We start from the raw sequence: 26,866 nt of genomic DNA, 5'->3' as shown, positions 1-26,866 counted from the left end.
CCCTCTCCGGATATTGAATTCCGCACTGTTAACGTTTGTTCCCCGAAATCGATCCAAAACAACTGAATTGGGTGCAAGGAAAGCAAAACGGTTAACAATGTCTACTGGCGGTAGGATGCCATTAAGACATTGTTAGGGCGGGAAACGCCTGTCGAATTCCTGTTAAACGCGAGTACTTCAGGGCGTTGTTTTGCTGCAACGATGTCAAAGCGGCAGAGCGACGGGAAAGCCGGTGGCGGCATGGGTCATGACATCCATGCGAACGCCATAGATGCGCTGCAACGTCTCCGGCGTCATGATCTCCTGCGGCGTTCCCCGTGCGATAAGCTGGCCGGAATGAAGCGCAACGATCTCATCGCAGAAGCGTGCTGCCATGTTGACGTCATGCAGCACCACGATGACGCCAAGACCCTTTTCGCGCGACAGTCTCTGAACCAGCGAAAGCACTTCGATCTGGTGCGCCATGTCGAGTGCGGAGATAGGCTCGTCTAGAAGCAGGCTTTCGGCGTTCTGGGCCACCAGCATGGCAAGCCACACGCGCTGGCGCTCGCCGCCGGAAAGCGTATCCACCAGCCGGTCGCGGAAAGCGACGGTATCGGTAAGCTCGATCGCCTCTTCCACCTTCTCCTGATCCGCCTTGCTAAATTGCCCGAGCGCCCCGTGCCAGGGATAACGGCCGAGCGCCACCAGCTCCTTGGCCAGCATGCCGGAAGCAGCCGGCGTATATTGCGGCAGATAGGCGAGCTTTCGCGCAAATTCGCGATTGCCCCAGGCGCCGAGTGATTTTCCCTCGAACGAGACCTTGCCCGCCGTCGGTTCCTGAATGCGTGCGAGAATCTTGAGCAGCGTCGATTTTCCCGAACCGTTATGACCGATCAGACCGATGGTCTTGCCGGTCGCAAAACTTGCCGTCAGCGGGTGCAGCAATGTCCTGCCCGGCACTTCCATCATGACGCCATCAAGAGAAAAAAGCGGGATATCGTCGTAATCGACGGCAAGTGCTGCCTCACCCATGGTTCTCATCTCCGTAAATGTTCAAATAAATCATTGGCGCCTGCCTGAAAGCCAGATCAGATAGGGCGCGCCGGCCAGAGCCGCAAAAAGCCCGAGCGGCAGTTCATAGGGAAAGGTCACCGTTCGCGCCCCGAGATCGGAAAGCGCCATCAGCACCGCGCCGAACAGGAAAGAAGCTAACAGATGATCGCGCGGCGTGGTGAAGCCGGCGCGAAGCGCAATATGCGGCGCCATCAGCCCGACGAAGCTCAAGGGACCGACGAGCAGCGAGGCGGCCCCCGTGGCGATGCCGGCCACCGCGATGACGGCGATACGCGCCAGGCCGAGCGGCAGCCCGAGCGAGAGCGGCACATCCCGGCCAAGCGGCAGGATCGTCAACCAGCGCGTCACCGACAGGGCAGCCGCCAGAAGCACGATGGAAAGAATGGCGAGAAAGATTGCCGAAGCCGGTGTCGCGGTCGAACCAGAGCCGCTGAGCCAGGCGAGAATCTGCCATGCCCGCTGGTCACCAATCGCAAGCAGCGCCGAAAGCACCGCCGAGCAGAGCGAACTAATAGCAATGCCGGCGAGCAGGATTTTTTCTGGCGCCAGATGCCGGCGCACGGAAAAGAACAGGACGAGGATCATGACGCCCGCCGAGCCGATGCCGGCGCCGCAAAACAGCTCGAACAGACCGGCCGCCGGAAAAATCGTGATGGCGGCGGCAAAACCGAGGCCTGCGCCGCCGCTGACGCCGATGACCTCCGGGCTTGCCATCGGATTGCCGGTGAGCCGCTGCAAAAGAGCACCCGCCATGGCGAGAAGACCGCCAGCGGCGATGGCCGCCATCAGCCGGGGCCAGCGGAAGGGCAGAAGGCTTTGCAGGTCACCCGCCCCCAGCATCGTCCAGCCCTGAGGCCCCCTGCCGATGGCGAGTGCTGCAAAGATCAGCGCGGCCATGACGATGAGCATCGGCAGCAGGGCCGTAAACCCGCGTCTTGTCGCGAGATCGACGCCTTCGCCGCGATGCACGTCGGTCGGCCGGATTTTCGGCAGCAGCCAGAGAAGCAGCGGGCCGCCGATCAGGGCCGTCACCGCGCCGGTCGGGAAAACTTCCGCCGTCTTGTTTGCCAGAAGTTGCACGATACCGTCGCAGAACCAGAGCAGCAGGCCGCCCAGAAGCGGGGAAACGAAGAGCACCGAAGAGGAGCGCCGCACGCCAAGCGCCCGGGTGAGCGCAGGGGCGGCAAGGCCGATGAAGCTGACGAGGCCAACCGCCGAAGCGACGAAGGCGGCCAGCATGACGGCGACGGCGGCGACGGCGAGCCTGATCGAAAACAGCGATACGCCGAGCGATCGCGCGCCGGAATCACCGAGACCGAGAACCGTCAGCGGCCTAACCAGCAGGCCCGTCAGGACAAGCCCCACGAGAAGCTGAAAGGTGAGAGACAGGGCGTTCGACCAATCCTGCTGGCTGAGCGAGCCGCCATTCCAGACCACGAGCGACATCAGATATTCGCCCTGCGCGAGCGTCAGCGCCGCGGAAACGGATGCGGCGGTGATGCCGACCAGGAGCCCTGCCACCACCATGGTTACCGGTTCGAAGGAGCGTCGCCAGCCAAGCAGGAAGACAATACCGGCGGCAGCGGCAGCGCCGGCAAGCGCCACCAGTGCGCGGTTGCCATCCAGCACCGAGGGAAAGAACAGCGTGGCGATGACGATGGCCAGTTGCGCGCCAGCCGAGATGCCGAGCGTCGAGGGATCAGCGATCGGGTTGCGCAGCAATTGCTGAAAAAGCGCGCCCGAGAGACCCAGCATCGCGCCCGCCAGAATGGCGACCGCCACACGCGGCATCAGGCTGAAAGCGAGGATGACCTGATCCATCGACATAGCGGCGGCATCAAAAGGCAGGCCGGGCCACGCACCGAAAGGCAGCCGCAGCAACCCGGCATGCAGGGAAAGACCGCAGGCCAGAATGAACAAAAGCCCGAAGAAAAGCGGGAGAGGCCGCGCCGTCACAAGGCTTCTCCCCGTGCCAAGAGCGCTTCGGTCAGAAGCCTCGCGAAACGCATGCCGGCGGTGATGCCGCCATAGGGGCCGACATTGGCAAGCGTCACCACCCGATTTTCCCGAACGGCAGGCAGCGCGCGCCAGATGGCGCTGTTGCGCAGAGTTTCCCGCGCCTCCACCGGAATATCGGAGACGATGACGATGCGCGCATCGGATGAGGCGGCGAGGTTTTCAAGCGGCACCGGGGCCGCGAAGGTGAATTGCGACCGATCCACCCAGGCATTGGTCAGCCCCAGACGGCCAAGAACATCCCCGAACATGCTATCCGCACCAAAGGCACGAAAATGCCGGGCGTCGCCTATGTTGATGACATAGGTCGGCCGTGCGGAAAACCCGGCAAGACGGGCCCGCATGGCGTGCAGTGCCGCTTCCGTTTCACCCAGAACCTTGCGCGCCTCTTCGGCCCGCCCGAGCTTTTCACCAAGCGCGGTGACCGCCGCCAGCGCCTTTTCGAAAGGCGGCTCACCCTTCACGTAAAAGGGCAGTGAAAAGACGGGGGCGATCGCTTCCAGCCTGCCGGTATAACGTGTGTAGAAAGGCGAAATCAGAATGAGCTCCGACCGGGTGAGCTGCAGAAGCTCGAAATTCGGAGCGCCGCGCAGGCCGAGATCGGCGACGGTTTCAGGGATATCAGGCTCGACCGCGCCGGACCGGAACTGGATGAGTTCGGTCGCCGCCACCGGCATGACGCCGAGCGCCACAGATGTTTCCAGCATGGCCCAGTCGATGGCGGCGATGCGCGGCATCACTGCTGCCCGCGCCTTGCCCGCAAGAGCCGAGGCGGCGAGCAGGCTTAAAAATTCCCGCCGCCCCCAGAGGGGGGAAATCCATCGATCCTTACGCGTCATGCCCCTGCTGCTTCACTTTAATATGGCGTTACCAACGGTAGGTCAGCTTGCCCATAACGGTTCTGCCGTCACCGTAATAGCATCCGAAAGTGGAGCAACTAGAAATATATTCTTTATCAGTCAAGTTTTGCACCAGAAGCGAGGCGCGGTAGCCGTTCTTCTCGTAATGCACGCCGAGATCGAGCAGGGCGAGGCCCTTCATTTCGAAGGCATTGGCCGCATCGCCATAACGTTTTCCGACATAACGGACACCGCCGCCGATGCCGAAACCTTCAAGCGCCGTATCTTCCGGGAAGGTGTAGTCGAGCCAGAGGCTGGCGGCGTGCCGGGGCGTACTATCCAGCTCCTTGCCGTTGTTCACACGGCCGGAGACCTCGCTGTCCATGTAGGTATAGGCCGCCCGCAGGTCGAGCCCGTCTGCAAGGCTTGCGACGCCTTCCAGTTCGAGGCCTCTCACCTGCGCCTCGTCCATCTGCTGCGTCACCCCGCCCACCGTCGTCGTGACGTTCTTCTGTTTCAGATCGTAGATCGCCGCGGAAAAGAAACCGTCAAAGCCCTCGGGCTGATATTTGATGCCCGCTTCCCATTGTTCGCCCGTGGTCGGTTTCGGCGCATCACCGACAGCCGGCTGCGGCACGGGCTCGAAGGAGGTCGCGTAGCTGACATACGGCGCGATGCCGCCATCGAAGAGATAGCTGACCCCGACACGGCCCGTCAGCTTATGGTCGTCCTTGTCGAGAGTGCGGTAGGTCGTTCCGTTGAACGTCGTGCCGCCGGTGCTTGCCCAATCCTGCCGCAGACCGGCGGTGACCCGCCAGTTCTCAAAGGCCATCTCGTCCTGCGCATAAAGACCGATCTGGGAAATATCCGTCTTCACATCGGCATAAAGCGTGCGCGAGGTGAGACTAATTGGCCCGCCATAAACAGGATTGACGGGATTGAGCGGCGTTGCGGCCCAGAATTCGGTTTTGACGTTATTGTCGAAATAGCGGTAATCCAGCCCGACAAGCAGGGTGTGGTCGACTGGTCCCGTGGAGAACTCCGCCTGCAGGCTGTTGTCGATGTTGAAGGTGTTCAGCAATTCATCCTGGAACGTCGCATTGCGGCGGATGAGATTGCCGATCATGCCGCCGCTGGTCGAAGACATGCCGAGCGCGCGGTAGGACCAGTCGAAATTGGAATAACGCGCATTCTGCCGGAAGGTGAAGGTCTCGTCGAAACGGTGCTCGAACTCATAGCCGATATTAGTGAACTTGCGGCTTGAGGTATCGAAAGAGGGATCGCCGACATAAAAGCTGCGGTCCAGCATATTGCCTGGTCTCAGATAGGTCAGCGCCGGCGGCAGGCCAGACGGCGAACTCGGATTGTCGTGCTGATAGGAGGCGAGAACCGTCAGTTTCGTATCCTCGTCGGGCTGCCATGTCAGCGCCGGGGCGATGAAATAACGATCGTTCTGCAGATTGTCCGTCTGAAGATGGGCGTTGCGGGCAAGGCCGGTCAGGCGATAGGCAAAACTGTCGCTATCCGCGACCGGCCCACCAATATCGAACATCGATTGGTAATAATCGAAGCTGCCGATCTGCGCTCCGACTTCGCCGAAACGCTCGAAAGTCGGCCGCTTGCTGATGAGATTGATGAGGCCACCGGGATTACCCTGACCGTAAAGCACCGAGGCCGGCCCGCGAATGACTTCCACCCGCTCCAGACCGTAGACCTCATAAGACGGCGCACCGGCCGTGCGCATCAGCCGCAGACTGTTGAGGAACTGCAGCTGGTTACCCTGAAAGCCGCGAATGCGCGGCGCATCGAAACGTGGATCCGCCCCAAACGGCTGCGCGACGACGCCAGGCACATAATTCAGCACCTCGCTGAGATTACGGACATTCTGCGCATCCATTTGATCCCTGGTGATGACGGAAACCGATTGCGGCGTCTCGATCAGGGATCGCCCCGTCTTGGTGGCGCTGGCGCTGGTTTTTGCCACATAGCCCTTCACCGGCGCCTTGGAGTCCTGATTTTTCGCGCCGTCCACGGTGATGGTCTGCAGCACCGTCGTTCCGGCTTCCTGCGCAAGGGCAACGCCGGAGGTCACGAACGCCACATAGGCGATGGCAGCGCAACCGCCCGCCAGAATGGAAATGTGTTTAGATTTTCCCTGCACGCCAAGACCCTTCATCAACCGCGCCGCCATGAGACGGTTATTTTTCTGGAGAATTTAAGTCATCTTATTACGCAAGGAGCGGATTGTGATCCAATAAGTGAAACTGGATTTTTTCAGAACTACTGATTATGAAAATTCTTACGGATAATAGCTTGGAATTATTCAAATCCGTCAGGAAAGGCAGTGATGATGGGCAGGAAACCGGCAAACCGGGCGGACGCGTTCGAGCTGCGGCACCTGCGCTATTTCACCACGCTGGTGGATGAGCGCAATTTCGAGCGCGCCGCCGCCCGCCTCGGCATTGCCCAGCCGGGTTTGAGCCAGCAGATCATGGCGCTCGAGCAGATCGTCGGCATGCCGTTGCTTGACCGGACACGGCGATCGGTGAAGCTCACCACGCCTGGCCAGCTTCTTTATGAGGATGCCCGCAAAATTCTCGCCAATGCCGAGGCGACACTTGCGGCGCTTAAACGCGTCGATCGCGGCGAGACGGGCCGCATCTCCATCGGTTATGTCGCTTCGGCCGCCTATTCCGGCCTGATGATCCAGTCCATCGCCAGTTTCCGCGCCTCTCATCCCGATGTGGAACTGCAACTGATCGAGATGGAGATGCGGCTGCAACTCGCCAAGATCGCCGACGGAAATCTGGATTTTGCCTTCATCCGCCCGCCTGCGCCCGTTCCGGAAGGTGTCACAACCCATGTGGTTCTGCGCGAACCGCTGGTGGCCGCACTTCCTGAAAACCATCCCCTGGCCTTTGCGCTGCAGGTCGACCTCAAGAACCTTGCCGACGAGACCTTCATCACACCGCGGCAGCCGCCGGATGTCGGCTTTCATTACAATACGATAGAAGCCTGCAACGAGGCCGGGTTCCAGCCAACGATAAGCCCGGAAGGCCGGGATTACACCACCATAACCAGCATGGTGGCGATCGGCCTCGGTGTGGCGCTGGTGCCGCGCTCGCTCGATTGTCTGCGGTTGCCCGGCGTGCGCTACGTGCCGCTTGCAGCAAGCGCCACGACTTCCGACCTCGCCATCGCCCACCGGAAAACGGAAGCCTCTCCCGCCGTCAGGGCCTTCATTCTCCATACCCGCAATTGACGCGACCGCACCCGCCCATGCGCTGAATATCCACGACCCGGCTGCCGATCCCGTGGACGAAAAACCCGTCATCGTCCGTTTCCGCGGCATCGGTGGCAACAGGCCAAGCGACGCAACCACATGAGATTACGGAAAGAATGGCGCTCTTTTCGGCAAACCGGAAGCAAGGCCTAAATCCCGTCCGGATATTTTCTGTTCCCGCTTTTCCCCGCAGCCGCGGCGCACCGTATAATCGCGGCAGATTTCGATTTACGGGAGACAGCAATGGCTGAGACTTACGAACACCACGCCGCAGGCCTCGAATCCCCGGCATCCCATGCTTTCGAGGTTGTTCCTGATGATACGAACCCGCTTCCTTCCCCCACGCGCGCCATCTATGTGGGCAATGGTGGTCATCTCTGCCTGACCCTGCTTTCCGGCGCGACGGTGACCTTCCAGAACCTGCCCGCAGGCAGCCTGCTGCCGGTCAGGGCCACCCGCATATTTGCAACCCGCACCACCGCCACAGGCATTCTGGGGCTCAATTGAGCGCTCCATCGCCGGCTGATCTCCTCGATCTGAAACGCAGCCCTCGCCAGAAGCCCACCAAGGAGTGTGACACTTTCATGACAAGCTTTCAGGTTGATGTCAGCAAAATGAAGCATCCGCCATTGATCGGCCCATGCGGCAGCTTGGACAGCGGCGTTCCCGCCCCTTTTTCGTTGCCGCCGGCCTATCGGAAATCTGGTGGATCTGGCAGTGGCTCTTTTTACCGCGAAAGCGACGGGAACAATAACGTATCGTCCGGAGATCGGCAGCGTGCCGCTCAGCCTGCTGACGGCGGCCTATCTGCTGTTTTTCACGAACCGGACATTCTGGTCGAAGGTTCACACCTATCTTTCCGCCTATCCGGTTGCCATCGTCGCGCTTTATGTCGCCATAGCGGCGCTTTTCGGTGCGCTCATCACCATTTTTTCCGCCAAATATCTCATCAAGCCGTTTCTTATCTTGCTGATATTCGCGGCCGCGGCGGCTTCATGGTTCATGGACCGCTACGGCATCATCATCGACAGCGACATGATCCGCAACGCCGTGGAGACCACGCGCGCGGAAGCGGGCAATCTGATGACACCTGGCCTTTTCTGGCATCTGACGATCTATGGGCTGGTGCCGTCGCTCGTCATCGCCGCCGTCCGGGTTCGGCATCGGCCGATCATCGACAAGTTGCTGTGGAACACCGTCAGCATCCTGATCTGCCTCACCGTTGCCGGCATCATCAGCTTTGCGAATTCCAAAACATTCACCACCGCCGTGCGCCAGCACAAGGATATCGTCAAAAGCGTCAATCCCTTGTCGCCGATCATATCCACCATTCACTATCTGACGCAGGCGGAAAAGGAAGCTGACATACAGGTGAGCCCGATCGGCAAGGATGCGAAAATCCTGCCGGCGCTGGGTGGCATCCACAAGCCACGCATCACCGTCATCGTGGCTGGTGAGACCGCGCGCGCTGCGAACTTTTCCCTGAACGGCTATGGGCGCGACACCAACCCGGAACTGGCAAAGCGCGACGTGATCTATTTCCCTAATACAACCAGCTGCGGCACTGCGACGGCGATTTCCATTCCCTGCATGTTCTCGAAATTCCCGCGTTCTGAGTATAGCCACAACAAGGCGCTCGCCAACGAGAACGTCATGGATGTTCTTGTCCATGCCGGTGTCGGTGCAACCTGGCTGGACAACAACACCGGCAGCAAGAACGTGGCCGACCGCATTCCCTTTTTCGACCTGCCTTCCACCAACGACACCCGCTTCTGCACTGGCGGAGAATGCCGCGACGATATCTTCTTCGACAAGCTCGACGCATGGCTCGATAACGTCAAGAAGGACAGTGTCATCGTGTTGCACCAGATGGGCAGCCATGGGCCGACCTACTATCTGCGTTACACAGACGAATTCCGGAAGTTCACCCCGGACTGTCGAACCGCTGAGCTTGGCAATTGCACGGACGCGCAAATCGTGAATTCCTATGACAACACGCTTCTCTACACCGATCATTTCCTGTCGACCGTGATCGACAAGCTGAAGGCACGCTCCAACACGCTGGCGACGGGGATGATCTACGCCTCGGACCATGGTGAATCGCTTGGCGAAAACGGCGTCTATCTGCACGGCGCACCCTATCTGCTGGCACCCGACCAGCAGACCCATGTGCCGTTTCTCGTCTGGTTCGATGATGATTTCGCCAAATCAATGGGGCTGGATCGCGCATGCCTTGCAAAAGGCGCAGCAAAGGGCGGGCGCTCGCACGACAATTATTTCCACAGTATCCTTGGAATGATGAACGTCTCCACCTCCGTCTACGATTCCGCGCAGGACGTGTTCGGCGGCTGCACCCAGCGCCAGAATAGCTGAACATACAGTGCTTGACGCTTATCCCGTGAAAGCGATACGCAAGACGACGCGATAAAGGAGCTGTCTTGCGGGTTCTGCTTGTTGAAGACGATCATGTGCTGGGAGAGGCGCTGCGAGACCATGTCGCCGCGGCAGGCCACGCCGTCGACTGGTTTAAGTTGCTCGACGACGCCACGGCGGCGACGCTGACCATGGCCTACGGGCTCATCCTGCTCGACATGCGGCTGCCGGATGGCGATGGCATCACCCTTTTGCAATCACTGCGCAACCGCGATGACTCGACGCCGGTGATCATTCTGACGGCGCACGACCAGGTGTCCGACCGGATTGCCGGACTGAATGCCGGTGCGGACGACTATCTGGTCAAGCCCTTCGATCTCAACGAGCTTTCGGCACGCATGCTGGCGGTCTCGCGGCGTTACGAGGGGCGCTCCGCCCCCGTCATTCGCCTGCCCGGCATCGAAATCAACCAGGTGGCGCGCAATATCGTCGTTGACGGAACAGCGCAAACGCTCAGCGCCAGAGAATGGGCCGTGCTGGAAAAGCTGGTCGAGCATCCCGGTGCGGTCGTCTCTAAATCTCAACTGCACGACACGCTCTATGAATTCGGCGCGGAAATAGAAAGCAATACGGTCGAGGTTTATATCAGCCGGCTGCGCAAGAAGATCGGCCATGACCGCGTCGAGACCGTGCGCGGCGTCGGCTACACCATCAGGTAGACAGAAATGGCCAGACCAACCAGCATGACCCGCAAGCTCGTCACGGCGCTGACGAGCGTTGTCGCCATATCCTGGTTTATCGCCTGCGGGTTAGGCGTCATGGTGATGCAGGACGAGTTCGCTGAAATTTTCGACGCTGGCGTTGAGGAAACAGCCGAAAGACTGCTGCCACTGCTGGTGGACGATCTCAGGGAAAACAACACGGGCCCCGCCTCGCAAAAACTCAACCAGTCTGCACATGCGGCGGAATATCTGACCTATCAGGTTCGCGACCGGGAAGGACAGGTCGTCCTTCATTCACATGACAGTTCGACCGAACCTTTCGAGGTCTCTCTCGACCCCGGTTTTTCTGAAACGGCGACCCAGCGCATCTACACGGTGGCGACACCGGACGGGAATTACTTCCTTCAGGTCGCAGATGCCTTCGCCAACCGGCGTGAGGCAATCGAGGAAGCCGGCACTGCAATTTTGCTGCCCGTTCTCATTCTTATCCCCGCCAGCATCTTTGCCGTTATCTTCGTGGTGCGCAAAACCCTGCAACCGATACAGACCTTGCGCGACGAGATCGGGAAAAAAGACGGCGGCAATCTCGCGCCACTGGAAACCCTGCCGTTTCCGGCTGAACTTCACCCGATTGCCCGCTCGGTTAATCTGCTGCTGAGGCGGCTGCGATCGACAATCGAAGCGGAAAGGGAGTTCACCGCCAACAGCGCCCATGAATTGCGCACGCCGATTGCCGGCGCGCTGGCGCAGGCGCAGCGGCTGCACGCCGATATTCCGCCTGAACTTGCACCGCGCGTGGAAAATATCGAGAAAGCCCTGATGCATCTCGGCCATCTCGCCGAAAAACTGCTGCAGATGTCGCGCGCGGAAGCAAGGATCGGGGTAACAGACACGGCGACCGACCTCATCCCCATTCTCGAGCTCATCATCGACGATATGAGCAGAACGGCGATCGGCACGTCCCGCATCCGCTTCACGAATCGCTGCGAAGGCGGCCTGAACTGCAAGCTGGGCACGGATGCCTTCGGCATCATCATCCGCAACCTACTCGAAAACGCCCTGATCCACAGTCCGGCGGAAAGCCCGGTGCACATACTGGCCGAAGAGGACGGTACGATCCTTATCGTCAATTCCGGCGCGGCGATCGACAAGGCGCTTCTTCCCAAACTGACGACGCGCTTTGTCCGAGGCCCGTCCAAGGCTGATGGCACCGGGCTTGGCCTCGCTATCGTCAGAAGCCTGATGGAACAGATTGGCGGCGAACTCGTGCTATCCTCCCCCGCACCCGGCAGACAGGACGGTTTTGAGGCCCGCATCGTGCTTCCGGTCGAAGACGCCGGAATGCGCTGAAAACAAAAAGCCCCGCCAGGGGGCGGGGCTTTCGCTGGTATTATTGTGGCCGCTCAATCCTCGTGAATATGGCTATGGTCGCGCGTATCGCGCATCTTCACATAAACCACCAGCGACAGCGCAATCATGATCGTAACGTACCAGAAGAACCAGTTTTCGTGGCCGATCTGCTTGAACTTCAAGGCTACGAATTCTGCCGTTCCACCGAAAATCGTGTTCGCCAGCGCGTAGGGCAGAGCCACACCGAGCGCCCGGATGTGGGCGGGGAACATTTCCGCCTTCACCACCGCATTGATGGAAGTGTAGCCGGTGACGATCAACAGGCCGACCAGAACGAGAGCGAAAGCCATGATCGGGTCGGTTGTCGTCGCCAGCGTCGTGAAGATGAGATAGGTGAACAGCGTTCCAAGAATGCCGAAGCCGACCATCAGCGGCTTGCGACCCACCTTGTCCGACAGCGCACCGGCAATCGGCTGGCACAGCATGAAGACAAAGAGGGCTGCCGTGGTGATTTCGGTCGCGCTTTCCTTGCTGAAGCCGGAGGTATTGACGAGGAATTTCTGCAGATAGGTCGTGTAGGCGTAAAAGGCGAGCGTGCCGCCTGATGTCAGCGCCATGACCATCATCGCTTCCCGCGGATAATGCTTGAACAGCGCCCATCCGCTCGATTTCGGCTTGTCCGCGTTGCCCGCCTTGGCATTTTCAAAGGACTGCGTCTCGGCAAGGCCGCGACGGATGTAAAACACCGCAATTGCAAGAACGCCACCGATGAAGAAGGGAATGCGCCAGCCCCAGGCGCCGAGCTGCTCGGGTGTCAGAACCCGCTGCAGAACCAGCAACACCGCCAGCGCCAGAAGCTGGCCGGAAATCAGCGTCACGTACTGGAAACTGGAGAAAAAGCCGCGACGGTTCTTGCCGGCCATTTCGCTGAGATAGGTCGCGCTGGCGCCATATTCACCGCCGACGCTGATGCCCTGCAGCAGGCGGGCAAACACCAGAATGGCAGGCGCTGCAATGCCGATCGTCTCGTGGCCGGGTGTAATTGCGATCAACAGCGAGCCGAGGCACATCAAGGTAACGGACAAGGTCAGGCCGGCCTTGCGGCCCTTGCGGTCGGCATAGGTTCCCATGAACCACGCACCGATGGGCCGCATCAGAAATCCGACGGCAAAAACGGCGGCCGCGCTCAGCAATTCGGCGGTCTGGTTTCCGGAAGGGAAAAACACCGGCGCGAAATAAAGGGTGAAGGCCGAATAAACGTACCAGTCGTACCATTCGACGAGGTTGCCCGCCGATCCGCCGATAATGGATTTCAAACGGGTTTTCTGATCCGGTGCCGTAGCGGGACCATTTGCCATAATATTCACGGTAAACTCCAATTCATCTCGCCTGGAGGTGGAAGGGCGAACGGAAGGTGTGATAATTTGTCGCTCTCGGAGGGGGTATATACCCGCCATATTGCAATGCGCAAGTTTACGCCGCATCGCAGCATGGCAATGGCAGCGTCTACTCGCCATCTTCCGCGCCGGACCATTCTAATACGCCTTGTCACCCGGCCGTGCTCAAACTAAAAAATATCAATGATTTACGATACATCGGACATCCATATCGAAAAGCTTCTCATCCCCGCCGCGCGCGCGGGTGAAGCGCTGGCACGACTGGATGAGAGGATAAGCCGGTCGCCGATGAAACACGGCTTCATCGAAAGGCAGGACTTTACCGACGCGATTTCCTCCATGTGGGTTGATGGCGAACTTGTCCATATGGAAGATCTGGTCCTGCATGACGCCCATATGGATGTGCGGGCGCCAACCCATGAAATGACGGCGGCGCACCGGATCGTCCGCTCAAGGCGGCTGATTTTTTCAAACGCGCCAGGCTGGGCCTTCACTGCACCAGGCCTTTCCCGTCTGCGCGGAAGAATGGGAATTGCCGCCGACGCGACGGCATTTGCCCCGGAAACGGTGGATCATTCCGGCAACGAAGAGGCTGATGCAGAAGGCGAGACACCGCTGGACGGGGCCTTTTCCGAGCTGGACGCACTTCTGGCGCGAAGCGCCGCGACTTTGGACGCGATCACCGCCGGCACCACCCTTGCGCCGGTGACACATCGGGAAGAGGCCCATCCGATGATCAACGATCCCGACTGGGACGAGGAGGAAAGGCTGAAGGAATGGCGGCAGGTCCTTGGCCAGACGGAGGAGTTGCCCCCGATCCTGCGCACCGCAATCCTGCTGGATGCCTGGAATATGATCGAGGTTCTGCAACGCAGCCCCTGGCTCGGCAGGCTCATGGCCGCCGCTTTTCTGCGCGACGGGGCTGTCTCTCCCGACCACCTGCCGGCGCTCAGCGCTGGTCTTCGTGCCGTCCCGCGCGAGCGCCGGCACGCCAGAAACCAGACGCAACGCCTAGTCGCCCTTCTCGACAGCTTTTACGAGGCGGCGCTGGCCAGCATGAAGGAACATGACAGGCTGACCCACGCCAGAGAACGCATGATGCGCAAGCTGGCCGGCCGACGCTCGTCTTCGCGTCTTCCAGAGCTGGTGGAGCTTGTCGTCTCCCGGCCGGTGGTTTCGGCGGCCATGATCGTCAGGGAACTCGGCACCACGCCGCAGGGCGCGATAGGGCTCGCCAATCAACTGGAGTTGAGGGAGGTTACGGGCCGCGGCCGCTTCCGTGCCTGGGGCATGCTGTAGCACAAGCCGCTAGTCTTCATCCGCCTAAACCCCGGAAAAATAGTATTTTTCTCAACCCCTTGTTCCTGCGATGAATCCCGCAGGAATCCTGCGATCACGAATCTTAACAAAATTTAACTATTGCGTAGGTGGATGAAGCGGCTATGTTCTCGCTGCGTTGCAACACGATTTTTCTCCGGTAACGCGGTCGCATTCGGCTCCGGCAACCTTTCTTTGCCATCCGCATTAAAGTGTCCACCATGAGGGAGATGCAAAAAATGACAATTTCAGTCTCACAACTCGATTCCGATCAGGAAACAGATGCTCCTTTCGCCCGAAAAGTCCTGATGGCGCGCAATCTCGCCGGATATACGGTCGATCAGCTTGCCATCACCTGCGGCCTGACAGCCAATGAAATCCGCGCCTTGGAAGACGGCTCAGACAGCGATCCTCTGCGCATCAGGCGCGTTGCCGCCGCCCTGCATATTCCAGTCGAAACCGTTATCTGATCGTTCACAACGATCCGAACCAAATCTCAGCGCCGCCGGGGACGATGTTCACGCAACATCCGGGCGGCGCGCGTAGCGGTTTGAACGCTACAAGTCTCTCCGGAACATTTTCCGCTCCGCTCTCTTAACATTTCCGTTATCCGGCACCACATGATGTCCGCACGGGACATGTTCGCCATGTGGCCCGCCTGCGCGAGAGCACCAATAATTTCCGGAATCCTGCCATGACACTCAGCCTTAACACCGAAGAACGGGTTTCTTCAGCATTGGATGAATTGTGGCCAACGGAGAAAACGGAAATTCTCGACTGGCTCGTCACCGGCACAAAGGACGAGCGCTTTATCGATGAGATATTCTTCGAGCTGTGTAGCAGGTTGCGCGAAAGTGGAATTTCCATAGCGCGGGGCGCACTTGCCTTCCGCATTCGTCACCCGCAATGGCTTGGCGCGCGCATCCTGTGGAAGGCCGGCATATCGTCGGCCGAGATCACCACCTATGGCTATGGGGCGGAGAGCTCGCCCGAATATCTGAACAGCCCCATCAACGACATCCATCAGGGCGCAACCGAAATCCGCCACCGGCTGACCGGCGACGAAATCGAGCCATCCGCTTATCCGATCTATGAGGAATTGCGCGCCGACGGGCTGACGGATTATTTCGCCTGGCCGATCGAACATACGTTCGGCAAGCGCCATGTCGCCACTTTTTCCAGCGATCGGCCCGGTGGCTTTTTGGAAGCGGAAGTCCTTGCGTTGAAAAACCTGCTACCGGCGCTCGCGCTGGTCAGCGAAATTCGCCTGAAAAACCGCATGACGCGCACCCTGCTGGAGACCTATGTCGGGCCGCATGCGGGCGAAAAAATCCTCAATGGCGCAACGACGCGCGGCAGCGGCATAACGGTCGGCGCGGCGATCCTGATCTGCGACCTGCGCAACTTCACCCATATTTCCGACCTCTGGCCGCGCGATGATGTGATCGAATTGCTGAACGGTTATTTCGACGCGATGTGCGATCCGATCGAGGAATTCGGTGGTGAAATCCTGAAATTCATGGGCGATGGGCTGCTGGCGATTTTCCCGCTCAGCGATCCACAGGCTTGTGAAAACCTGCTGAAAGCCATTGCCAGCGCACAGAAAAGTCTCGTTGCCCTCAACGACATCAATTGCCAGAAAGGCCATGACCCTCTGGGTTACGGCATCGGCGTCCATGTTGGCGATGTCATGTATGGCAATATCGGCTCGAAAACCCGCCTCGATTTTACCGTCATCGGTCCGGCCGTGAACATCGCATCACGGCTTGAAACCCTGACCAAGGAAACCGGCCGCAACGTCCTGTTTTCCGAAGAATTTGTCCGTATGGCCGGACACGAGGACAAGCTGGACAATCTCGGCCCATGGCTTCTGCGCGGCCTTGAAACCCCGGTCGAGGTTTATGCGCTTCCCCAACAGGAGGTCCTCGCACCCTCTGTCGACTGACTGCCGGTCAGGACTTTATTCCCGTTTCAACGCTTTCTCAACGCAGCGCTCACCCGTGCTGCGCAACCTCCCGAAGAGATGATTTCCGCTGCCCTGCCCGTCGTCAAAACGCTTGACACGCCTCCGATGTCGATCTAGCAAAATAGAACATATATTCCATATCGAAACATTGTTTGCGTTCATATTCTGTCTTTCCGGGAGTGGAAGACGGGTGTGAGGAACCGGAGGAAAGATGGTTACGAAATTGGCACTGCTCGGCGCTGGACGGATCGGCAAGGTCCACGCCAAGGCGATCACCACCGACAGCCGTGCGAAGCTGGTGGCCGTTGTGGACGCCGTTGCCGGTGCTGCGGAAGCAATCGCCCGCGAAGCGCAGTGCAAGGTCAGCACAATCGACGAGGTTCTGGCTGACAAGACGATCGACGCCGTCATCATCTGCACGCCGACCAACACCCATGCCGATCTGATTGAGCGTTTCGCCCGTGCCGGCAAGGCCATCTTCTGCGAAAAACCCGTCGATCTGGATGTGGCCCGTGCGGAAGCCTGCGCCAAGGTGGTTGAGGAAACCGGTGCAAAGGTGATGCTCGGTTTCAACCGGCGTTTCGATCCGCATTTTCAGGCCGTGCACAAGGCAATCGAGGATGGCCGCATCGGCAAGGTCGAAATGGTGACCATCACCAGCCGCGATCCCGGCCCGCCGCCAGCCGAATACATCAAGGTTTCCGGCGGCATTTTCCGTGACATGACTATTCATGATTTCGACATGGCGCGGTTCCTGCTCGGCGAGGAAGTGGAAAGCGTATTCGCCACCGGTTCCGTTCTCGTCAATCCGGAGATCGGTGCACTCGGCGATTTCGATAGCGCCAGCATCATTCTGACGACGAAAAGCGGCAGGCAAGCCAGCATTTCGAATTCGCGACGCGCGACCTATGGGTATGACCAGCGTATCGAAGTGCATGGTTCGCTCGGTTCGGCTGCGGCCGAGAACCAGCGGCCGGTCTCCATCGAGATCGCCAATGCTGAGGGCTACACCCGCCCGCCGCTGCATGATTTCTTCATGACGCGTTATACGGCGGCCTACGCGGCGGAAATTACCGCTTTCATCGATTGCATCGAAAACAATGTAGCTCCGTCACCCTCCATCAAGGATGGGCTGATCGCATTGAAACTGGCCGACGCTGCGCTGAAATCCGTCACCTCGAAGGCGGCCGTGACGATCGGCTGATCGACGCGGAAATCACTCCGTAACCGACATCCTGTCCGCGGTGCGTTAACGCATGGCGGACAGGAAAACAGCTATTCGCAAAGCTTTCGCCAGCATCGGCGCCACCCGTGAACTTGACCGGGCAGAGGCAGTCTTCGGACTTGCATGGCAGCTATTCGGAAAATAAGGTTGTCTGACAAGATACGGCCAGACCATATGGCTGCTATTCACCTTATTCACGCCGAATCCTCTTTTTGCCGGCAACAGCCGGACAGTGGTTTATTTATGCCATCACCCAAGACCGGTTATCTTTATGCGCTCATAGCATTCACGATCTTTGCAGCGCAGGATGGCATATCCAAACATCTTGGCAGTTCTTATCCGCCCGTCTTCGTCGCCATGCTTCGATACTGGGCCTTCGCCGTCTTCGTTTTGTTGATGGCTGCAAGGTCCTCTGGCGGCATTCGGGGCGCTGTCATGGCAAACCGTCCGTGGCTGCAGATCAGCCGCGGCGTCCTTCTTGCCGTGCAGATTGTTTTTTCCATTTTCTCCTTCGCCGTTGTCGGGCTGGCGCACAGCCACTCCATCCTCGCTTCGGCGCCGCTGATCGTCGCCGCACTGTCCGTGCCGTTGCTTGGCGAACATGTGGGCTGGCGGCGCTGGTGCGCCATTTTTGTCGGCTTCGTCGGCGTTCTCGTCATTCTGAAACCTGATGGCGAAGGGTTCGACAACCGCCTGCTGATCACTTTCATCGCCGCCTTCATGCTTGCGCTCTACAGCGTCCTGACCCGCCTTGGCAGCAAGAGCGATTCAGCGATGACGAGCTTCTTTTATACCGGCGTGGCCGGTGCGGCAGCGCTGACGCTGGTGGGTCCGTTTTATTGGGTTAGCCTTGCACCCCAGGATTGGGGCTGGATGCTGGCGCTGTGCATTACCGGCATGAGCGGCCATTATTGCCTGATCAAGGCATTCGAGCTGGCGGATGCGGCCTCGGTGCAGCCGTTTTCCTATTACCAGCTCGTGCTCGTCTCCATCATCGGCGTCACCATCTATGGCGAGGTCGTGACATCCAACATGGTTCTGGGTGCTGCAATCGTGATCGCCGCCGGTCTCTTCACCATCTGGCGGGAACATGCCGTTGCCCGCAGGGAACGCAGGCGGGCTGGCTGACGTCATTCCGGTTGAACGTCCTCTCAGGCGAGAGCCGCCTCGCAGCGCAACAGCATTCCAAACAGGTCGCGCGGCTCATCCGGATCGGCCAGCAGATCCAGCTCCGTGTAAAGCCCGGTGGCGGCCAGTTTCGAGCGCACATAACGCAGCGCCGAAAAATCCTCGGTCGCGAAACCGACGCTGTCGAACAGCGTGATCTGCCTGTCGTTTACCCGCCCGTGCTTTTCACCCGATATGACCTGCCATAGTTCTGTGACAGGGTAGTCCGCTGGCAATTGCTGGATTTCACCTTCGATGCGCGTCTGCGGTGGGTATTCGACAAAAATGTCCGACCGCAGCAGAATGTCCCGGTGCAGTTCCGTCTTGCCGGGACAATCGCCGCCGACGGCATTGATGTGAATGCCGGGGCCAACCATGTTGTCGGTCAGGATTGTCGCATATTGCTTGTCAGCCGTGACGGTGGTGATGATATCTGCACCTTCCACTGCGCCCTGCGCACTATCGCAAATTTCGATGGTAAAGCCCTGCCCGACAAGATTGCGGGCGCATTTTTCGCTGGCGGTCCGGTCGATATCGAAAAGCCGCACCGTGTCGATGCCAAGAATAGCCTTGAAGGCCCGCGCCTGGAACTCGCTCTGCGCGCCATTACCGATGATGGCCATCGAGCGGGCATTTTTGCGGGCTAGGTGTTTTGCAGCGACAGCCGAAGTAGCAGCGGTGCGCAGCGCCGTCAGAATGGTCATTTCGGTCAGGAGCAGTGGATAGCCGTTGCCGACATCGGAAAGCACCCCAAAAGCAGTCACCGTCTGGCGGCCCTCCTTCATGTTTTTCGGATGGCCGTTCACATATTTGAAGCCATACAGCGTTCCATCACTGGTTGGCATCAGCTCGATGACGCCCTCTTGGGAATGCGATGCGATGCGCGGCGTCTTGTCGAAACTTTCCCAGCGGCGGAAATCCTCTTCCACGACGTCGGCAAGTTCGCGCAGAAACGTATCGATCCCCACGCGCAGCACGAGTTTCATCATATGATCGACGCTGACGAAAGGTACGATATTAAGGTTCGGTATAATCGTCATTGCATCATCCCCCTTAGCCGGCCCGCGTCGGGCGGTCCATAACCCGCTTGCCCATCAGGCTGGCAGCCAGGTCGACCATCAGCGTCGCCGTCCTGCCGCGCTCATCGAGAAACGGGTTAAGCTCCACGAGATCGAGACTGCACACAAGCCCGCTATCATGCAGCATCTCCATCACCAGATGCGCCTCACGGAACGTCGCCCCACCCGGAACCGTGGTGCCGACCGCAGGCGCGATCGACGGTTCGAGGAAATCGACATCGAGACTGACATGCAACAGGCCGTTTGCCGCCTGCACCCGCGCAAGGAACGCGCGCAGCAGAACCGCGACACCATGCTCGTCTATCGAGCGCATGTCGTGAACGGTGATGCCGCTGTCTTCCAGTGCGGCTCTCTCGGCTGGATCGACGCTGCGGATGCCGATCATGCCGATATTTTCCTCAGGAACTGCATGGGAGAGCGGCGGAAAGTAACCCGAAAATCCGTCGCGACCACTGAAATAGGCGACCGGCGTGCCATGCAGGTTACCGCTGCGCGTCGTTTCAAGCGTGTGGTAATCAGTATGGGCATCGAGCCAGAGCACGAAAAACGGCCGGCCACTCTCCGCCACCCGCCGTGCCATGCCGGCGACGGTTCCCGCGGAAATTGCGTGGTCGCCGCCAAGAAAGATCGGCACGGCGGCAGCACTTTCTCGATAGGCGGCCTCCGTCAGCGCCTCGGTCCAGGCCACCGTCTCAGCGAGATGATGCACCGCCGGATTGGGGTGGCTAAACTCCCTCAGCGGCGCCGGCGTCACATTGCCGGTATCCACCACCCGATGGCCCAGATCTTCGAGCGCCCGCGTGAGACCGGCGATGCGATACGCACTCGGCCCCATCTCACACCCCAATTGCCCGGCTCCGATTTGCAACGGCGCACCGATCAGCCTGATATCCATTTGAGCCCTCGCTTTCATCAACCGATAACCTCACTAAACCACACAGACATGGCGGAATGAACATCAAATATTGGCAATATTATCGAAATAGGCTATCGATTTGGTCAAATCTATTTATCAGAATGGCTACCAATGGATGATCTCGACGAACGGCTCGTGACCCTTTTGAGGCATAACGGCAGACGCAGCATTTCCGATCTGGCGATCGAGACGGAAACCTCGCGCGCAACGGTACGCTCACGCATCGAAAAAATGGAAAATGACGGCACTATCATCGGTTACACCGTCATCCTGCGTGCCGATGCGGTGGAGGCGGCGATCCGCGGCATCATGATGATCGAGATTGAAGGACATGTGACGGACCGCGTCATCCGCACTCTCGGCGGTTTCCCGGAAATATCCGAAATCCACAGCACGAACGGCCGCTGGGACCTGATCGTAGAACTTAACGCCGCCACTCTCAGCGATTTCGACGCGGTGCTCCGCCGTATCCGCCTTGTCCCTGGCATTACCGGCAGCGAGACCAGCCTTCTGCTCTCCACCCCACGCTCCACCCGTGCGCGACTCTGACGCAGGAGACAGACGCAAAAGAGCGACGAAAACGCATTTTTCGATTTTTTCGACTTGCGCCCCGCAAGAAATCATCTATATGACGACCCACCAAAGCGAACGCGGTAACCCGCTTCGGGCTTTTGGGGAATAGTTCAATGGTAGAACGACGGACTCTGACTCCGTTAATCTTGGTTCGAGTCCAGGTTCCCCAGCCAAATTTCTCCAAACAAAATCAAATTTTTTCGAGCACTTGAGCTGCATCACCGCGCTCTGCCTATATCTGCCAACGTTGTGCGCGCGGCTCGATCCGACTAAGACATTTCCGTCTCCAGCTGGCCTTAGCCTCGATACACCACCGCCCCCCCAGTCATCCCCGCCCCTGCCGCCGTCAATAACAGCGTTTCACCCTCCGTGATGGGCCGCTCAGCATTGGAAACGGAAAGCGAAAGCGGAATAGTGGCGGCAGAAGAGTTGCCGAAGGTTTCGACTGTACGTACCGTCTTTTGCCGGTCGATGCCGATATTGCCGCAGACGGCATCGAACATGCGGGCATTGGCCTGATGCGGCACGAACCGCTGGATATCGGTGGCCGTCATTTCTGCGCGTTGCAGAGCGCGCTGTGAGGTCTGCGTCATTGTTGCGACGGCACGGGAAAAGACCTCGCGGCCGTCCCGCATCGTCATAAGGGTATCTTCAGCCTCTGTATCATTGGAAAAAGGCTGGCTGCTGCCGCCCGCCGCGATCTGGATCAGGTCGTAACCGCTCCCATCCGAAACGAGATCGGCAGACAAAAGGCCGCGCTGCGCATCCCGGCAGGGGACAAGCACGACGGCGCCGGCAGCATCGGCGAACAGAACCGCAGTTGCCCTTTCCGCCGGATTGATACGACGGCTCAAGATATTGGCGGCAACAACCAGCACCGCGCGGCCGTGGGTGCGGACAAAACCATCCGCAAGAGTGAGCGCATAAAGAAAACCGGAACAGGCCCCGGCAAGATCGATCGCCCCGGATTGTGTGAGGCCCAACCGGTGCGCAAGCAGCGGGGCCGAAGGCGGCAAAAGATGGTCTGGCGTGGACGTCGCAAGCAATGTCAGTGCGATATCCTCGGCGCCAATTCTCGCGTTTTCCAGTGCCATGAGGCCGGCTTTTTCGGCAAGGCCGCTCAGCGTCTCGCCCTCTTGCGCCCAATAACGTGTGCGGATCCCCGTCCGACGCTCTATCCAGCCAGCCTCCAGCCCAAGACGCGTCTCAATCTCGGCGTTGCGGACACATCGCGCTGGCACGGCATGCCCGAAGCCAGCCATGCGGGAAGAACGGGTCTGCATTGTCAGGCCTTTCGGAGACGGTTTTTGATCGCGGCCGCGCCGGGTTCTCCCGGAGCGGCTTCAGTCACGATCGAGGCCACTTCGTCCATGGCGTCAAAGGCGCGGGTGAGGTCTTGCGCCGTCGAACAATAGGGCGGCATCAGATAGAGCACATTGCCGAGCGGGCGGATGATGAGCCCGCGCTCGCGGAACAATTGCCGCATGCGTGGCCCCGCCTCCGCGAGATAACCGCCAGAGGGCACGACGAGGTCAAGCGCTGCGATGGTTCCAATCTGGCGCATGTTCGTGAAGCGCCTGTCATCCGCAAATCGCCCGAGATTGTCGCGCAGCACTTCTTGCAGTTGACCGATGCGCTGTACCACTGGCTCATCGCGCCAAACCTGCAGATTGGCGACAGCGGCAGCGCAGGCAATCGGATTGGCGGTGTAGGAACTCGAATGGAAAAAGGTCTTGCGGCGATCGGTCGAGAAGTGCGCGTCGAAGATTTCGCCACTGCACAAGGTCGCTGCCAACGGCAGGGAGCCACCGGTCAGCCCCTTGGAGGTGCACAGAATATCCGGTGAAACTCCCGCCTGCTCGCAGGCGAACATGGTTCCTGTCCGGCCCCAGCCCGTCATCACCTCGTCGGCGATGACAAGGCAACCGTAGCGTTCGGCAATTTGTTTCAGTCCGGCGAGAACTTCCGCGCGGTAAATCTTCATGCCACCGGCACCGAGAATAAGCGGCTCGATCAGCAAGGCGGCGACTCGGCCCAAACGACAAAAGCTCTCGAACATGTCGAGCGTCTCCTGCTCACAATCCGCTTCCGGAAAAGCAAGTCGGTCGACGCCGAATAGCAGTGGTTCATACGCAGCATTGAACACGCCGCGTTCGCCCGTCGACATGGCGCCGATCGTATCACCGTGGTAGCCGTGCTCCATGACCACGATGCGATCTCGCTTTTCACCGCAATTGTGAAAATAACCGAGCGCCATTTTCAGCGCCACTTCCACCGAGGTCGAACCGCTATCGGAATAAAACACATGTTCCAAGCCGGCAGGCGCGAGTTCGATCAGCCCTTTGGCCAGCGTTTCGGCCGGCTCGTGCGAAAACTCGGCGAAAATGATCTGGTCGAAGGTCTCGGTCGCTGCGCGGATGGCGGACATGATTGCCGGGTGCCGGTGGCCGTGAGTGATGACCCACCAGGATGAAATTGCATCGAACAACCGCTGGCCATCCTCATCGACCAGATAGGCGCCCTCCGCCGAGACGATGCGTTTCATCGGCGGTTCCAGCCCGTGCTGGGTGAAAGGATGCCAGACGCGGGAACGGCTCATGCCGGCACCTCCAGGAAATCAGCGAGATCGAATTGTTGAGCGAATGCATCGTGCAGCGCCTCGGCAGTCATCTCCGGTATGCGAGGCAAGCGGCCAAGCGAGCGAACTCGGCCTATATCGGCGATAATGCGCTGATTTTCCCGGTTCTCATCACCGATGAAGACCACGCCGTGCACCGGAATGGCTCTCAGCCGCAGCGCCTCGAGCGACAGCAGCGTGTGGTTGATGGTGCCGAGTGAGGTTCTGGCGCACAGGATCAGCGGAATTCGCCAGCGGGCGAAAATATCGACAAACAGCAATGTGTCGGTCAGCGGCACCAGCAGACCGCCCGCCCCTTCGATCACCAGCGGCCCATCGGTTTCCGGCGGCAGCAAAAGCTCGGGCTCGATCGTGACATTGTCGAAGCGGGCCGAAAGATGCGGTGAGGCCGGCATTTTCAGGCGATAGGCCTCCGGCAGGATGCGCGCGCGCGGCACGCCACCCATCCGCTCCACCACCTCGCTGTCGGTCTCTTCCTCGAGCCCGGATTGCACCGGCTTCCAGTAATGGGCTTGCAATGCGTGAGTAAGCGCCGCAGAAAAAACCGTCTTACCGATACCCGTATCGGTGCCCGAGACGATGAAACGGAGGCTCATCGTTCCTCCTCCATGGCGAAGGCGAGCAGCCCGACCATATCGGCGATCTGGCTTTCCTCGACATTGAGCGTAATGGATATGCGCAGGCGTGCCGTGCCTTCCGGCACCGTTGGCGGGCGGATAGCGCGCACGTCGAAGCCGCCGTCTCGCATACGCGTGGCGATCTTCAGTGCACGCGCATTGTCACCAATCATCACCGGCAATATCTGCGAGCCGCCGGGCGTCACGCCCAGCCCGGATCGTAATTGTTCGCTGGCCAAATTTATCAGTTCTTCCAGACGGATGCGCCGCCAGGGCTCGTCGGCGACGATCCGCAAGGCCTCCCGCACAGCCGCCGCCATCAGCGGTGACGGCGCGGTCGAATAGATGAAACCGCGGGCGCGGTTGGTGAGGTAATCGGCAAGAACCGCAGGCAGACTGATAAGCGCGCCGGAAAGACCAAGCGCCTTGCCGCAGGTGTGCAGCGCCACGACATTACCGCGACCTTCCAGTTCAGCGGCCAGGCCGCGCCCGCCCGGCCCGAACACGCCGGTGGCATGCGCCTCATCGACGACGAGAAAGCCGCCATGTCGCCCGGCGAGGTCGGCAAGGGCCGCAACCGGCGCCCGGTCACCATCCATGGAATAGAGGCTCTCCACCGCGATCCACGGGCGACCTTTGCCGCCCGCCTGCCGCCATCGGTTTATTTCCCGTTCGAATGCCTCAACCTGATTATGCGGCACAGCGACCGCCTTCGCCTTGCCGGCGGCAATGCCGTCATGCACGCTGGCATGGATCAGCGCATCGTAGAGAACGAGGTCGTCCCGCAGCGGCAGTGCGGAAAAAAGTGCGACATTGGCGGCAAATCCGCTACCGAAATAGATCGCCCTCTCAGCGCCGAAAAATACCGCCGCCTCCGTTTCAAGCGCCTCATGTTCGGGATGGTTGCCGCGAAGCAGCCGCGAACCACCGGCACCCACAGGCACGCCGCTCTCGATTGCGTCAGTGATCGCCGCCTTCAGCCGGGGTGCATCGGCAAGCCCGAGATAGTCGTTGGAGGTGAAGTCGATACCCTGCCGGGGCGCTAGCGCCCGCAGGCGCGACTTGCGGTGCAGACCGGCAAGCTTCAGCTCATAGGCGGAGAGCGCCGACGAATTCACCGGGTCTCTCCCGCTTCCGCCGTTTGCAACGCCATCGGCTTCAGGCCCAGCCGCCGGAACAGCGCCGTATCGTGATCTTCCCCCGGATTATCCGCCGTCAGCAGCGTCTCGCCGACGAAGATGGAATTCGCCCCGGCCAGAAAACAGAGCGCCTGCGTCTCATCACTCATTTCGGTACGTCCGGCGGAAAGCCTCACATGCGAACGGGGCATGAGGATGCGCGCAAGCGCAATGGTGCGGACGAAGTCGATCGGATCAACCGGAGCGGCCTTGGCAAGCTTCGAGCCGGGGATCGGGATCAGCATGTTGATCGGCACGCTTTCCGGCGGAACCGGCAGATTAGCAAGGGTTACCAGCATGGAAATACGGTCCTCGACCGTTTCTCCCATGCCGAGAATGCCGCCGGCGCAGACCTTCATGCCGGCATCACGAACATTGGCGAGCGTTTCCAGCCGATCCTCGAAGGTGCGGGTGGTGATGATCTCCGAATAGAACCGCTCCGACGTATCGACGTTGTGATTGTAGTAATCTAGCCCGGCGTGAGCGAGACGTTCGGATTGTTCCGGCGTCAGCATGCCGAGTGTCATGCAGGTTTCCATGCCGAGCGACTTGACGCCTTCGACCATGGCCACCACCGCCTCCATGTCGCGCTCCTTAGGGTTGCGCCACGCCGCCCCCATGCAATAGCGCGTCGCCCCGCCCTCTTTCGCCTTGCGCGCCTCTGCCAGAACTCGCTCCACCTCCATGAGTTTGGAAGCCTTCAGACCTGTTGGATTGCGGGCGGACTGGCTGCAATAACCACAATCCTCCGGGCAGCCGCCGGTCTTGATCGATAAAAGCCGGCTCATCTGGATGGCGTTGGCATCGAAATGGCGACGATGCACCTGCTGCGCCCGGAACAGGAGGTCATTAAATGGTAAATTATAGATAATTTTTGCTTCTTCGAGTGAAGAATCCACTTTGATTGAGGGGACTGGCGCCTGATTTTGTTCAATTTCCATAACAATCTGATCCATCCGGCGATTTTCCCTTCAAATAAATAGATAGAACTTATTTTTATCTATTTTTTTATCGGACCTTTTTGCAAGAACTTTTTTCGAGAAAAACGTCAGTCACCGGAGGTCGAAGAAATATGCGGGGTAAGACTGCGGCGTTTGGCTGCGGGGATTTAGCGAGTGGGAAAACGCCTTGCGGAAAAGACCCATGGCGCAAAA

At 59.5% G+C, this 26,866-nt stretch carries 23 protein-coding genes and 1 tRNA gene; 12 read left to right on the top strand and 12 right to left on the bottom strand.

Features of this window, described 5'->3' with window-relative positions; translation table 11 throughout:
* Window positions 1–204 precede the first annotated feature (204 nt).
* Genes ACQZ63_RS23285 through ACQZ63_RS23270 form a run of 4 tightly spaced genes read right to left on the bottom strand, consistent with a single transcriptional unit; the run spans window position 205 to window position 6,102 of the window.
* Window positions 205–1,014, bottom strand: a complete 810-nt coding sequence (locus tag ACQZ63_RS23285; RefSeq protein WP_111802044.1) for an ATP-binding cassette domain-containing protein — start codon at window positions 1,012–1,014, stop codon at window positions 205–207.
* Window positions 1,015–1,044: 30 nt separating this feature from the next.
* Window positions 1,045–3,012 (bottom strand): Fe(3+)-hydroxamate ABC transporter permease FhuB, encoded by a 1,968-nt coding sequence (gene fhuB / locus ACQZ63_RS23280; protein ID WP_013762035.1) that lies wholly within the window; start codon window positions 3,010–3,012, stop codon window positions 1,045–1,047.
* Window positions 3,009–3,911, bottom strand: coding sequence for an iron-siderophore ABC transporter substrate-binding protein (locus ACQZ63_RS23275; protein WP_162695628.1), 903 nt, complete (start codon window positions 3,909–3,911; stop codon window positions 3,009–3,011). The genes fhuB and ACQZ63_RS23275 overlap by 4 nt, the downstream gene beginning before the upstream one ends.
* Before the next feature lie 28 nt (window positions 3,912–3,939).
* Window positions 3,940–6,102: a TonB-dependent siderophore receptor gene (locus ACQZ63_RS23270; RefSeq protein ID WP_162633767.1), complete on the bottom strand. Its 2,163-nt coding sequence runs from the start codon at window positions 6,100–6,102 to the stop codon at window positions 3,940–3,942.
* Between the two features lie 156 nt (window positions 6,103–6,258).
* Between ACQZ63_RS23270 and ACQZ63_RS23265 the strand changes: the two genes are divergently transcribed.
* From ACQZ63_RS23265 to ACQZ63_RS23245, 5 genes are all read left to right on the top strand, one after another.
* Entirely contained in the window at window positions 6,259–7,173 is a 915-nt protein-coding gene (locus ACQZ63_RS23265; RefSeq protein WP_004431656.1) for a LysR family transcriptional regulator, read from the top strand.
* Window positions 7,174–7,437: 264 nt separating this feature from the next.
* Complete coding sequence (locus ACQZ63_RS23260) at window positions 7,438–7,701, top strand: spike base protein, RCAP_Rcc01079 family (protein WP_003508451.1); 264 nt, start codon at window positions 7,438–7,440, stop codon at window positions 7,699–7,701.
* A 198-nt stretch (window positions 7,702–7,899) separates the two neighbouring features.
* The gene (locus ACQZ63_RS23255) at window positions 7,900–9,567 is read left to right on the top strand and encodes a phosphoethanolamine transferase (protein ID WP_111788772.1); all 1,668 of its coding nucleotides are present in this window, start codon (window positions 7,900–7,902) and stop codon (window positions 9,565–9,567) included.
* Between the two features lie 65 nt (window positions 9,568–9,632).
* On the top strand, window positions 9,633–10,286 hold the full coding sequence (locus ACQZ63_RS23250) for a response regulator transcription factor (RefSeq protein WP_004431644.1): 654 nt from the start codon (window positions 9,633–9,635) through the stop codon (window positions 10,284–10,286).
* A 6-nt stretch (window positions 10,287–10,292) separates the two neighbouring features.
* Entirely contained in the window at window positions 10,293–11,639 is a 1,347-nt protein-coding gene (locus ACQZ63_RS23245; protein ID WP_035199893.1) for a sensor histidine kinase, read from the top strand.
* Between the two features lie 53 nt (window positions 11,640–11,692).
* Here the strand turns inward: ACQZ63_RS23245 and ACQZ63_RS23240 are convergent, their stop codons facing one another.
* The gene (locus tag ACQZ63_RS23240; RefSeq protein WP_004431639.1) at window positions 11,693–12,997 is read right to left on the bottom strand and encodes an MFS transporter; all 1,305 of its coding nucleotides are present in this window, start codon (window positions 12,995–12,997) and stop codon (window positions 11,693–11,695) included.
* A 222-nt stretch (window positions 12,998–13,219) separates the two neighbouring features.
* Here ACQZ63_RS23240 and ACQZ63_RS23235 point away from each other — a divergent pair, with 222 nt between their 5' ends.
* The 5 genes from ACQZ63_RS23235 to ACQZ63_RS23215 all read left to right on the top strand — a co-directional run bounded on the left by ACQZ63_RS23235 (window position 13,220) and on the right by ACQZ63_RS23215 (window position 18,672).
* Window positions 13,220–14,335 (top strand): RHE_PE00001 family protein, encoded by a 1,116-nt coding sequence (locus tag ACQZ63_RS23235; RefSeq protein ID WP_035199890.1) that lies wholly within the window; start codon window positions 13,220–13,222, stop codon window positions 14,333–14,335.
* Window positions 14,336–14,592: 257 nt separating this feature from the next.
* On the top strand, window positions 14,593–14,823 hold the full coding sequence (locus ACQZ63_RS23230) for a helix-turn-helix domain-containing protein (RefSeq protein ID WP_004431634.1): 231 nt from the start codon (window positions 14,593–14,595) through the stop codon (window positions 14,821–14,823).
* Between the two features lie 224 nt (window positions 14,824–15,047).
* A complete protein-coding gene (locus tag ACQZ63_RS23225; protein WP_035199889.1) occupies window positions 15,048–16,298 on the top strand; it encodes an adenylate/guanylate cyclase domain-containing protein in 1,251 nt (416 codons plus the stop codon).
* 232 nt (window positions 16,299–16,530) lie between these two features.
* The gene (gene iolG / locus ACQZ63_RS23220) at window positions 16,531–17,523 is read left to right on the top strand and encodes an inositol 2-dehydrogenase (RefSeq protein ID WP_004431628.1); all 993 of its coding nucleotides are present in this window, start codon (window positions 16,531–16,533) and stop codon (window positions 17,521–17,523) included.
* A 264-nt stretch (window positions 17,524–17,787) separates the two neighbouring features.
* Window positions 17,788–18,672 (top strand): DMT family transporter, encoded by an 885-nt coding sequence (locus ACQZ63_RS23215; RefSeq protein WP_035199888.1) that lies wholly within the window; start codon window positions 17,788–17,790, stop codon window positions 18,670–18,672.
* Between the two features lie 23 nt (window positions 18,673–18,695).
* On the opposite strand, the gene ACQZ63_RS23210 is transcribed toward ACQZ63_RS23215, so the two are convergent.
* Both ACQZ63_RS23210 and rocF read right to left on the bottom strand, forming a co-directional pair.
* The gene (locus ACQZ63_RS23210) at window positions 18,696–19,751 is read right to left on the bottom strand and encodes an ornithine cyclodeaminase (RefSeq protein WP_035199886.1); all 1,056 of its coding nucleotides are present in this window, start codon (window positions 19,749–19,751) and stop codon (window positions 18,696–18,698) included.
* Window positions 19,752–19,764: 13 nt separating this feature from the next.
* Window positions 19,765–20,685 (bottom strand): arginase, encoded by a 921-nt coding sequence (gene rocF / locus ACQZ63_RS23205; protein WP_025595246.1) that lies wholly within the window; start codon window positions 20,683–20,685, stop codon window positions 19,765–19,767.
* Window positions 20,686–20,817: 132 nt separating this feature from the next.
* Here rocF and ACQZ63_RS23200 point away from each other — a divergent pair, with 132 nt between their 5' ends.
* Together ACQZ63_RS23200 and ACQZ63_RS23195 are read left to right on the top strand one after the other, a co-directional pair.
* The gene (locus ACQZ63_RS23200; protein WP_004431612.1) at window positions 20,818–21,255 is read left to right on the top strand and encodes an Lrp/AsnC family transcriptional regulator; all 438 of its coding nucleotides are present in this window, start codon (window positions 20,818–20,820) and stop codon (window positions 21,253–21,255) included.
* A 123-nt stretch (window positions 21,256–21,378) separates the two neighbouring features.
* Window positions 21,379–21,452, top strand: a tRNA-Gln gene (locus ACQZ63_RS23195).
* 123 nt (window positions 21,453–21,575) lie between these two features.
* Here the strand turns inward: ACQZ63_RS23195 and ACQZ63_RS23190 are convergent.
* The 5 genes from ACQZ63_RS23190 to bioB are packed head-to-tail and all read right to left on the bottom strand — an operon-like array spanning window position 21,576 to window position 26,653.
* A complete protein-coding gene (locus ACQZ63_RS23190; RefSeq protein ID WP_448799408.1) occupies window positions 21,576–22,562 on the bottom strand; it encodes a beta-ketoacyl-ACP synthase III in 987 nt (328 codons plus the stop codon).
* Window positions 22,563–22,564: 2 nt separating this feature from the next.
* Entirely contained in the window at window positions 22,565–23,878 is a 1,314-nt protein-coding gene (locus tag ACQZ63_RS23185) for an adenosylmethionine--8-amino-7-oxononanoate transaminase (RefSeq protein WP_035199882.1), read from the bottom strand.
* Entirely contained in the window at window positions 23,875–24,513 is a 639-nt protein-coding gene (bioD, locus tag ACQZ63_RS23180) for a dethiobiotin synthase (protein WP_035199880.1), read from the bottom strand. The genes ACQZ63_RS23185 and bioD overlap by 4 nt, the downstream gene beginning before the upstream one ends.
* Window positions 24,510–25,652, bottom strand: a complete 1,143-nt coding sequence (locus tag ACQZ63_RS23175) for an 8-amino-7-oxononanoate synthase (protein ID WP_035199877.1) — start codon at window positions 25,650–25,652, stop codon at window positions 24,510–24,512. The genes bioD and ACQZ63_RS23175 overlap by 4 nt, the downstream gene beginning before the upstream one ends.
* On the bottom strand, window positions 25,649–26,653 hold the full coding sequence (gene bioB / locus ACQZ63_RS23170) for a biotin synthase BioB (protein ID WP_376940448.1): 1,005 nt from the start codon (window positions 26,651–26,653) through the stop codon (window positions 25,649–25,651). Before bioB ends, ACQZ63_RS23175 begins: the two co-directional genes overlap by 4 nt.
* Window positions 26,654–26,866 lie beyond the last annotated feature (213 nt).

This window comes from Agrobacterium sp. CG160-95 (assembly GCF_053521725.1).
The sequence above is the reverse complement of the archived record's forward strand: the minus strand, read 5'-3'. Positions and strand labels throughout refer to the sequence as shown.

What these genes read in the sequence shown, in the direction of transcription:
- ACQZ63_RS23275 (WP_162695628.1), bottom strand. Translation starts at nt 3,911, where the DNA reads ATGACGCGTAAGGATCGATGGATTTCCCCCCTCTGGGGGCGGCGGGAA.
- ACQZ63_RS23270 (WP_162633767.1), bottom strand. Translation starts at nt 6,102, where the DNA reads ATGGCGGCGCGGTTGATGAAGGGTCTTGGCGTGCAGGGAAAATCTAAA.
- ACQZ63_RS23285 (WP_111802044.1), bottom strand. Translation starts at nt 1,014, where the DNA reads ATGGGTGAGGCAGCACTTGCCGTCGATTACGACGATATCCCGCTTTTT.
- ACQZ63_RS23245 (WP_035199893.1), top strand. Translation starts at nt 10,293, where the DNA reads ATGGCCAGACCAACCAGCATGACCCGCAAGCTCGTCACGGCGCTGACG.
- ACQZ63_RS23265 (WP_004431656.1), top strand. Translation starts at nt 6,259, where the DNA reads ATGATGGGCAGGAAACCGGCAAACCGGGCGGACGCGTTCGAGCTGCGG.
- ACQZ63_RS23235 (WP_035199890.1), top strand. Translation starts at nt 13,220, where the DNA reads ATGATTTACGATACATCGGACATCCATATCGAAAAGCTTCTCATCCCC.
- rocF (WP_025595246.1), bottom strand. Translation starts at nt 20,685, where the DNA reads ATGGATATCAGGCTGATCGGTGCGCCGTTGCAAATCGGAGCCGGGCAA.
- ACQZ63_RS23230 (WP_004431634.1), top strand. Translation starts at nt 14,593, where the DNA reads ATGACAATTTCAGTCTCACAACTCGATTCCGATCAGGAAACAGATGCT.
- ACQZ63_RS23200 (WP_004431612.1), top strand. Translation starts at nt 20,818, where the DNA reads ATGGATGATCTCGACGAACGGCTCGTGACCCTTTTGAGGCATAACGGC.
- ACQZ63_RS23260 (WP_003508451.1), top strand. Translation starts at nt 7,438, where the DNA reads ATGGCTGAGACTTACGAACACCACGCCGCAGGCCTCGAATCCCCGGCA.
- iolG (WP_004431628.1), top strand. Translation starts at nt 16,531, where the DNA reads ATGGTTACGAAATTGGCACTGCTCGGCGCTGGACGGATCGGCAAGGTC.
- bioB (WP_376940448.1), bottom strand. Translation starts at nt 26,653, where the DNA reads ATGGAAATTGAACAAAATCAGGCGCCAGTCCCCTCAATCAAAGTGGAT.
- ACQZ63_RS23240 (WP_004431639.1), bottom strand. Translation starts at nt 12,997, where the DNA reads ATGGCAAATGGTCCCGCTACGGCACCGGATCAGAAAACCCGTTTGAAA.
- ACQZ63_RS23215 (WP_035199888.1), top strand. Translation starts at nt 17,788, where the DNA reads ATGCCATCACCCAAGACCGGTTATCTTTATGCGCTCATAGCATTCACG.
- ACQZ63_RS23190 (WP_448799408.1), bottom strand. Translation starts at nt 22,562, where the DNA reads ATGCAGACCCGTTCTTCCCGCATGGCTGGCTTCGGGCATGCCGTGCCA.
- bioD (WP_035199880.1), bottom strand. Translation starts at nt 24,513, where the DNA reads ATGAGCCTCCGTTTCATCGTCTCGGGCACCGATACGGGTATCGGTAAG.
- ACQZ63_RS23225 (WP_035199889.1), top strand. Translation starts at nt 15,048, where the DNA reads ATGACACTCAGCCTTAACACCGAAGAACGGGTTTCTTCAGCATTGGAT.
- ACQZ63_RS23210 (WP_035199886.1), bottom strand. Translation starts at nt 19,751, where the DNA reads ATGACGATTATACCGAACCTTAATATCGTACCTTTCGTCAGCGTCGAT.
- ACQZ63_RS23185 (WP_035199882.1), bottom strand. Translation starts at nt 23,878, where the DNA reads ATGAGCCGTTCCCGCGTCTGGCATCCTTTCACCCAGCACGGGCTGGAA.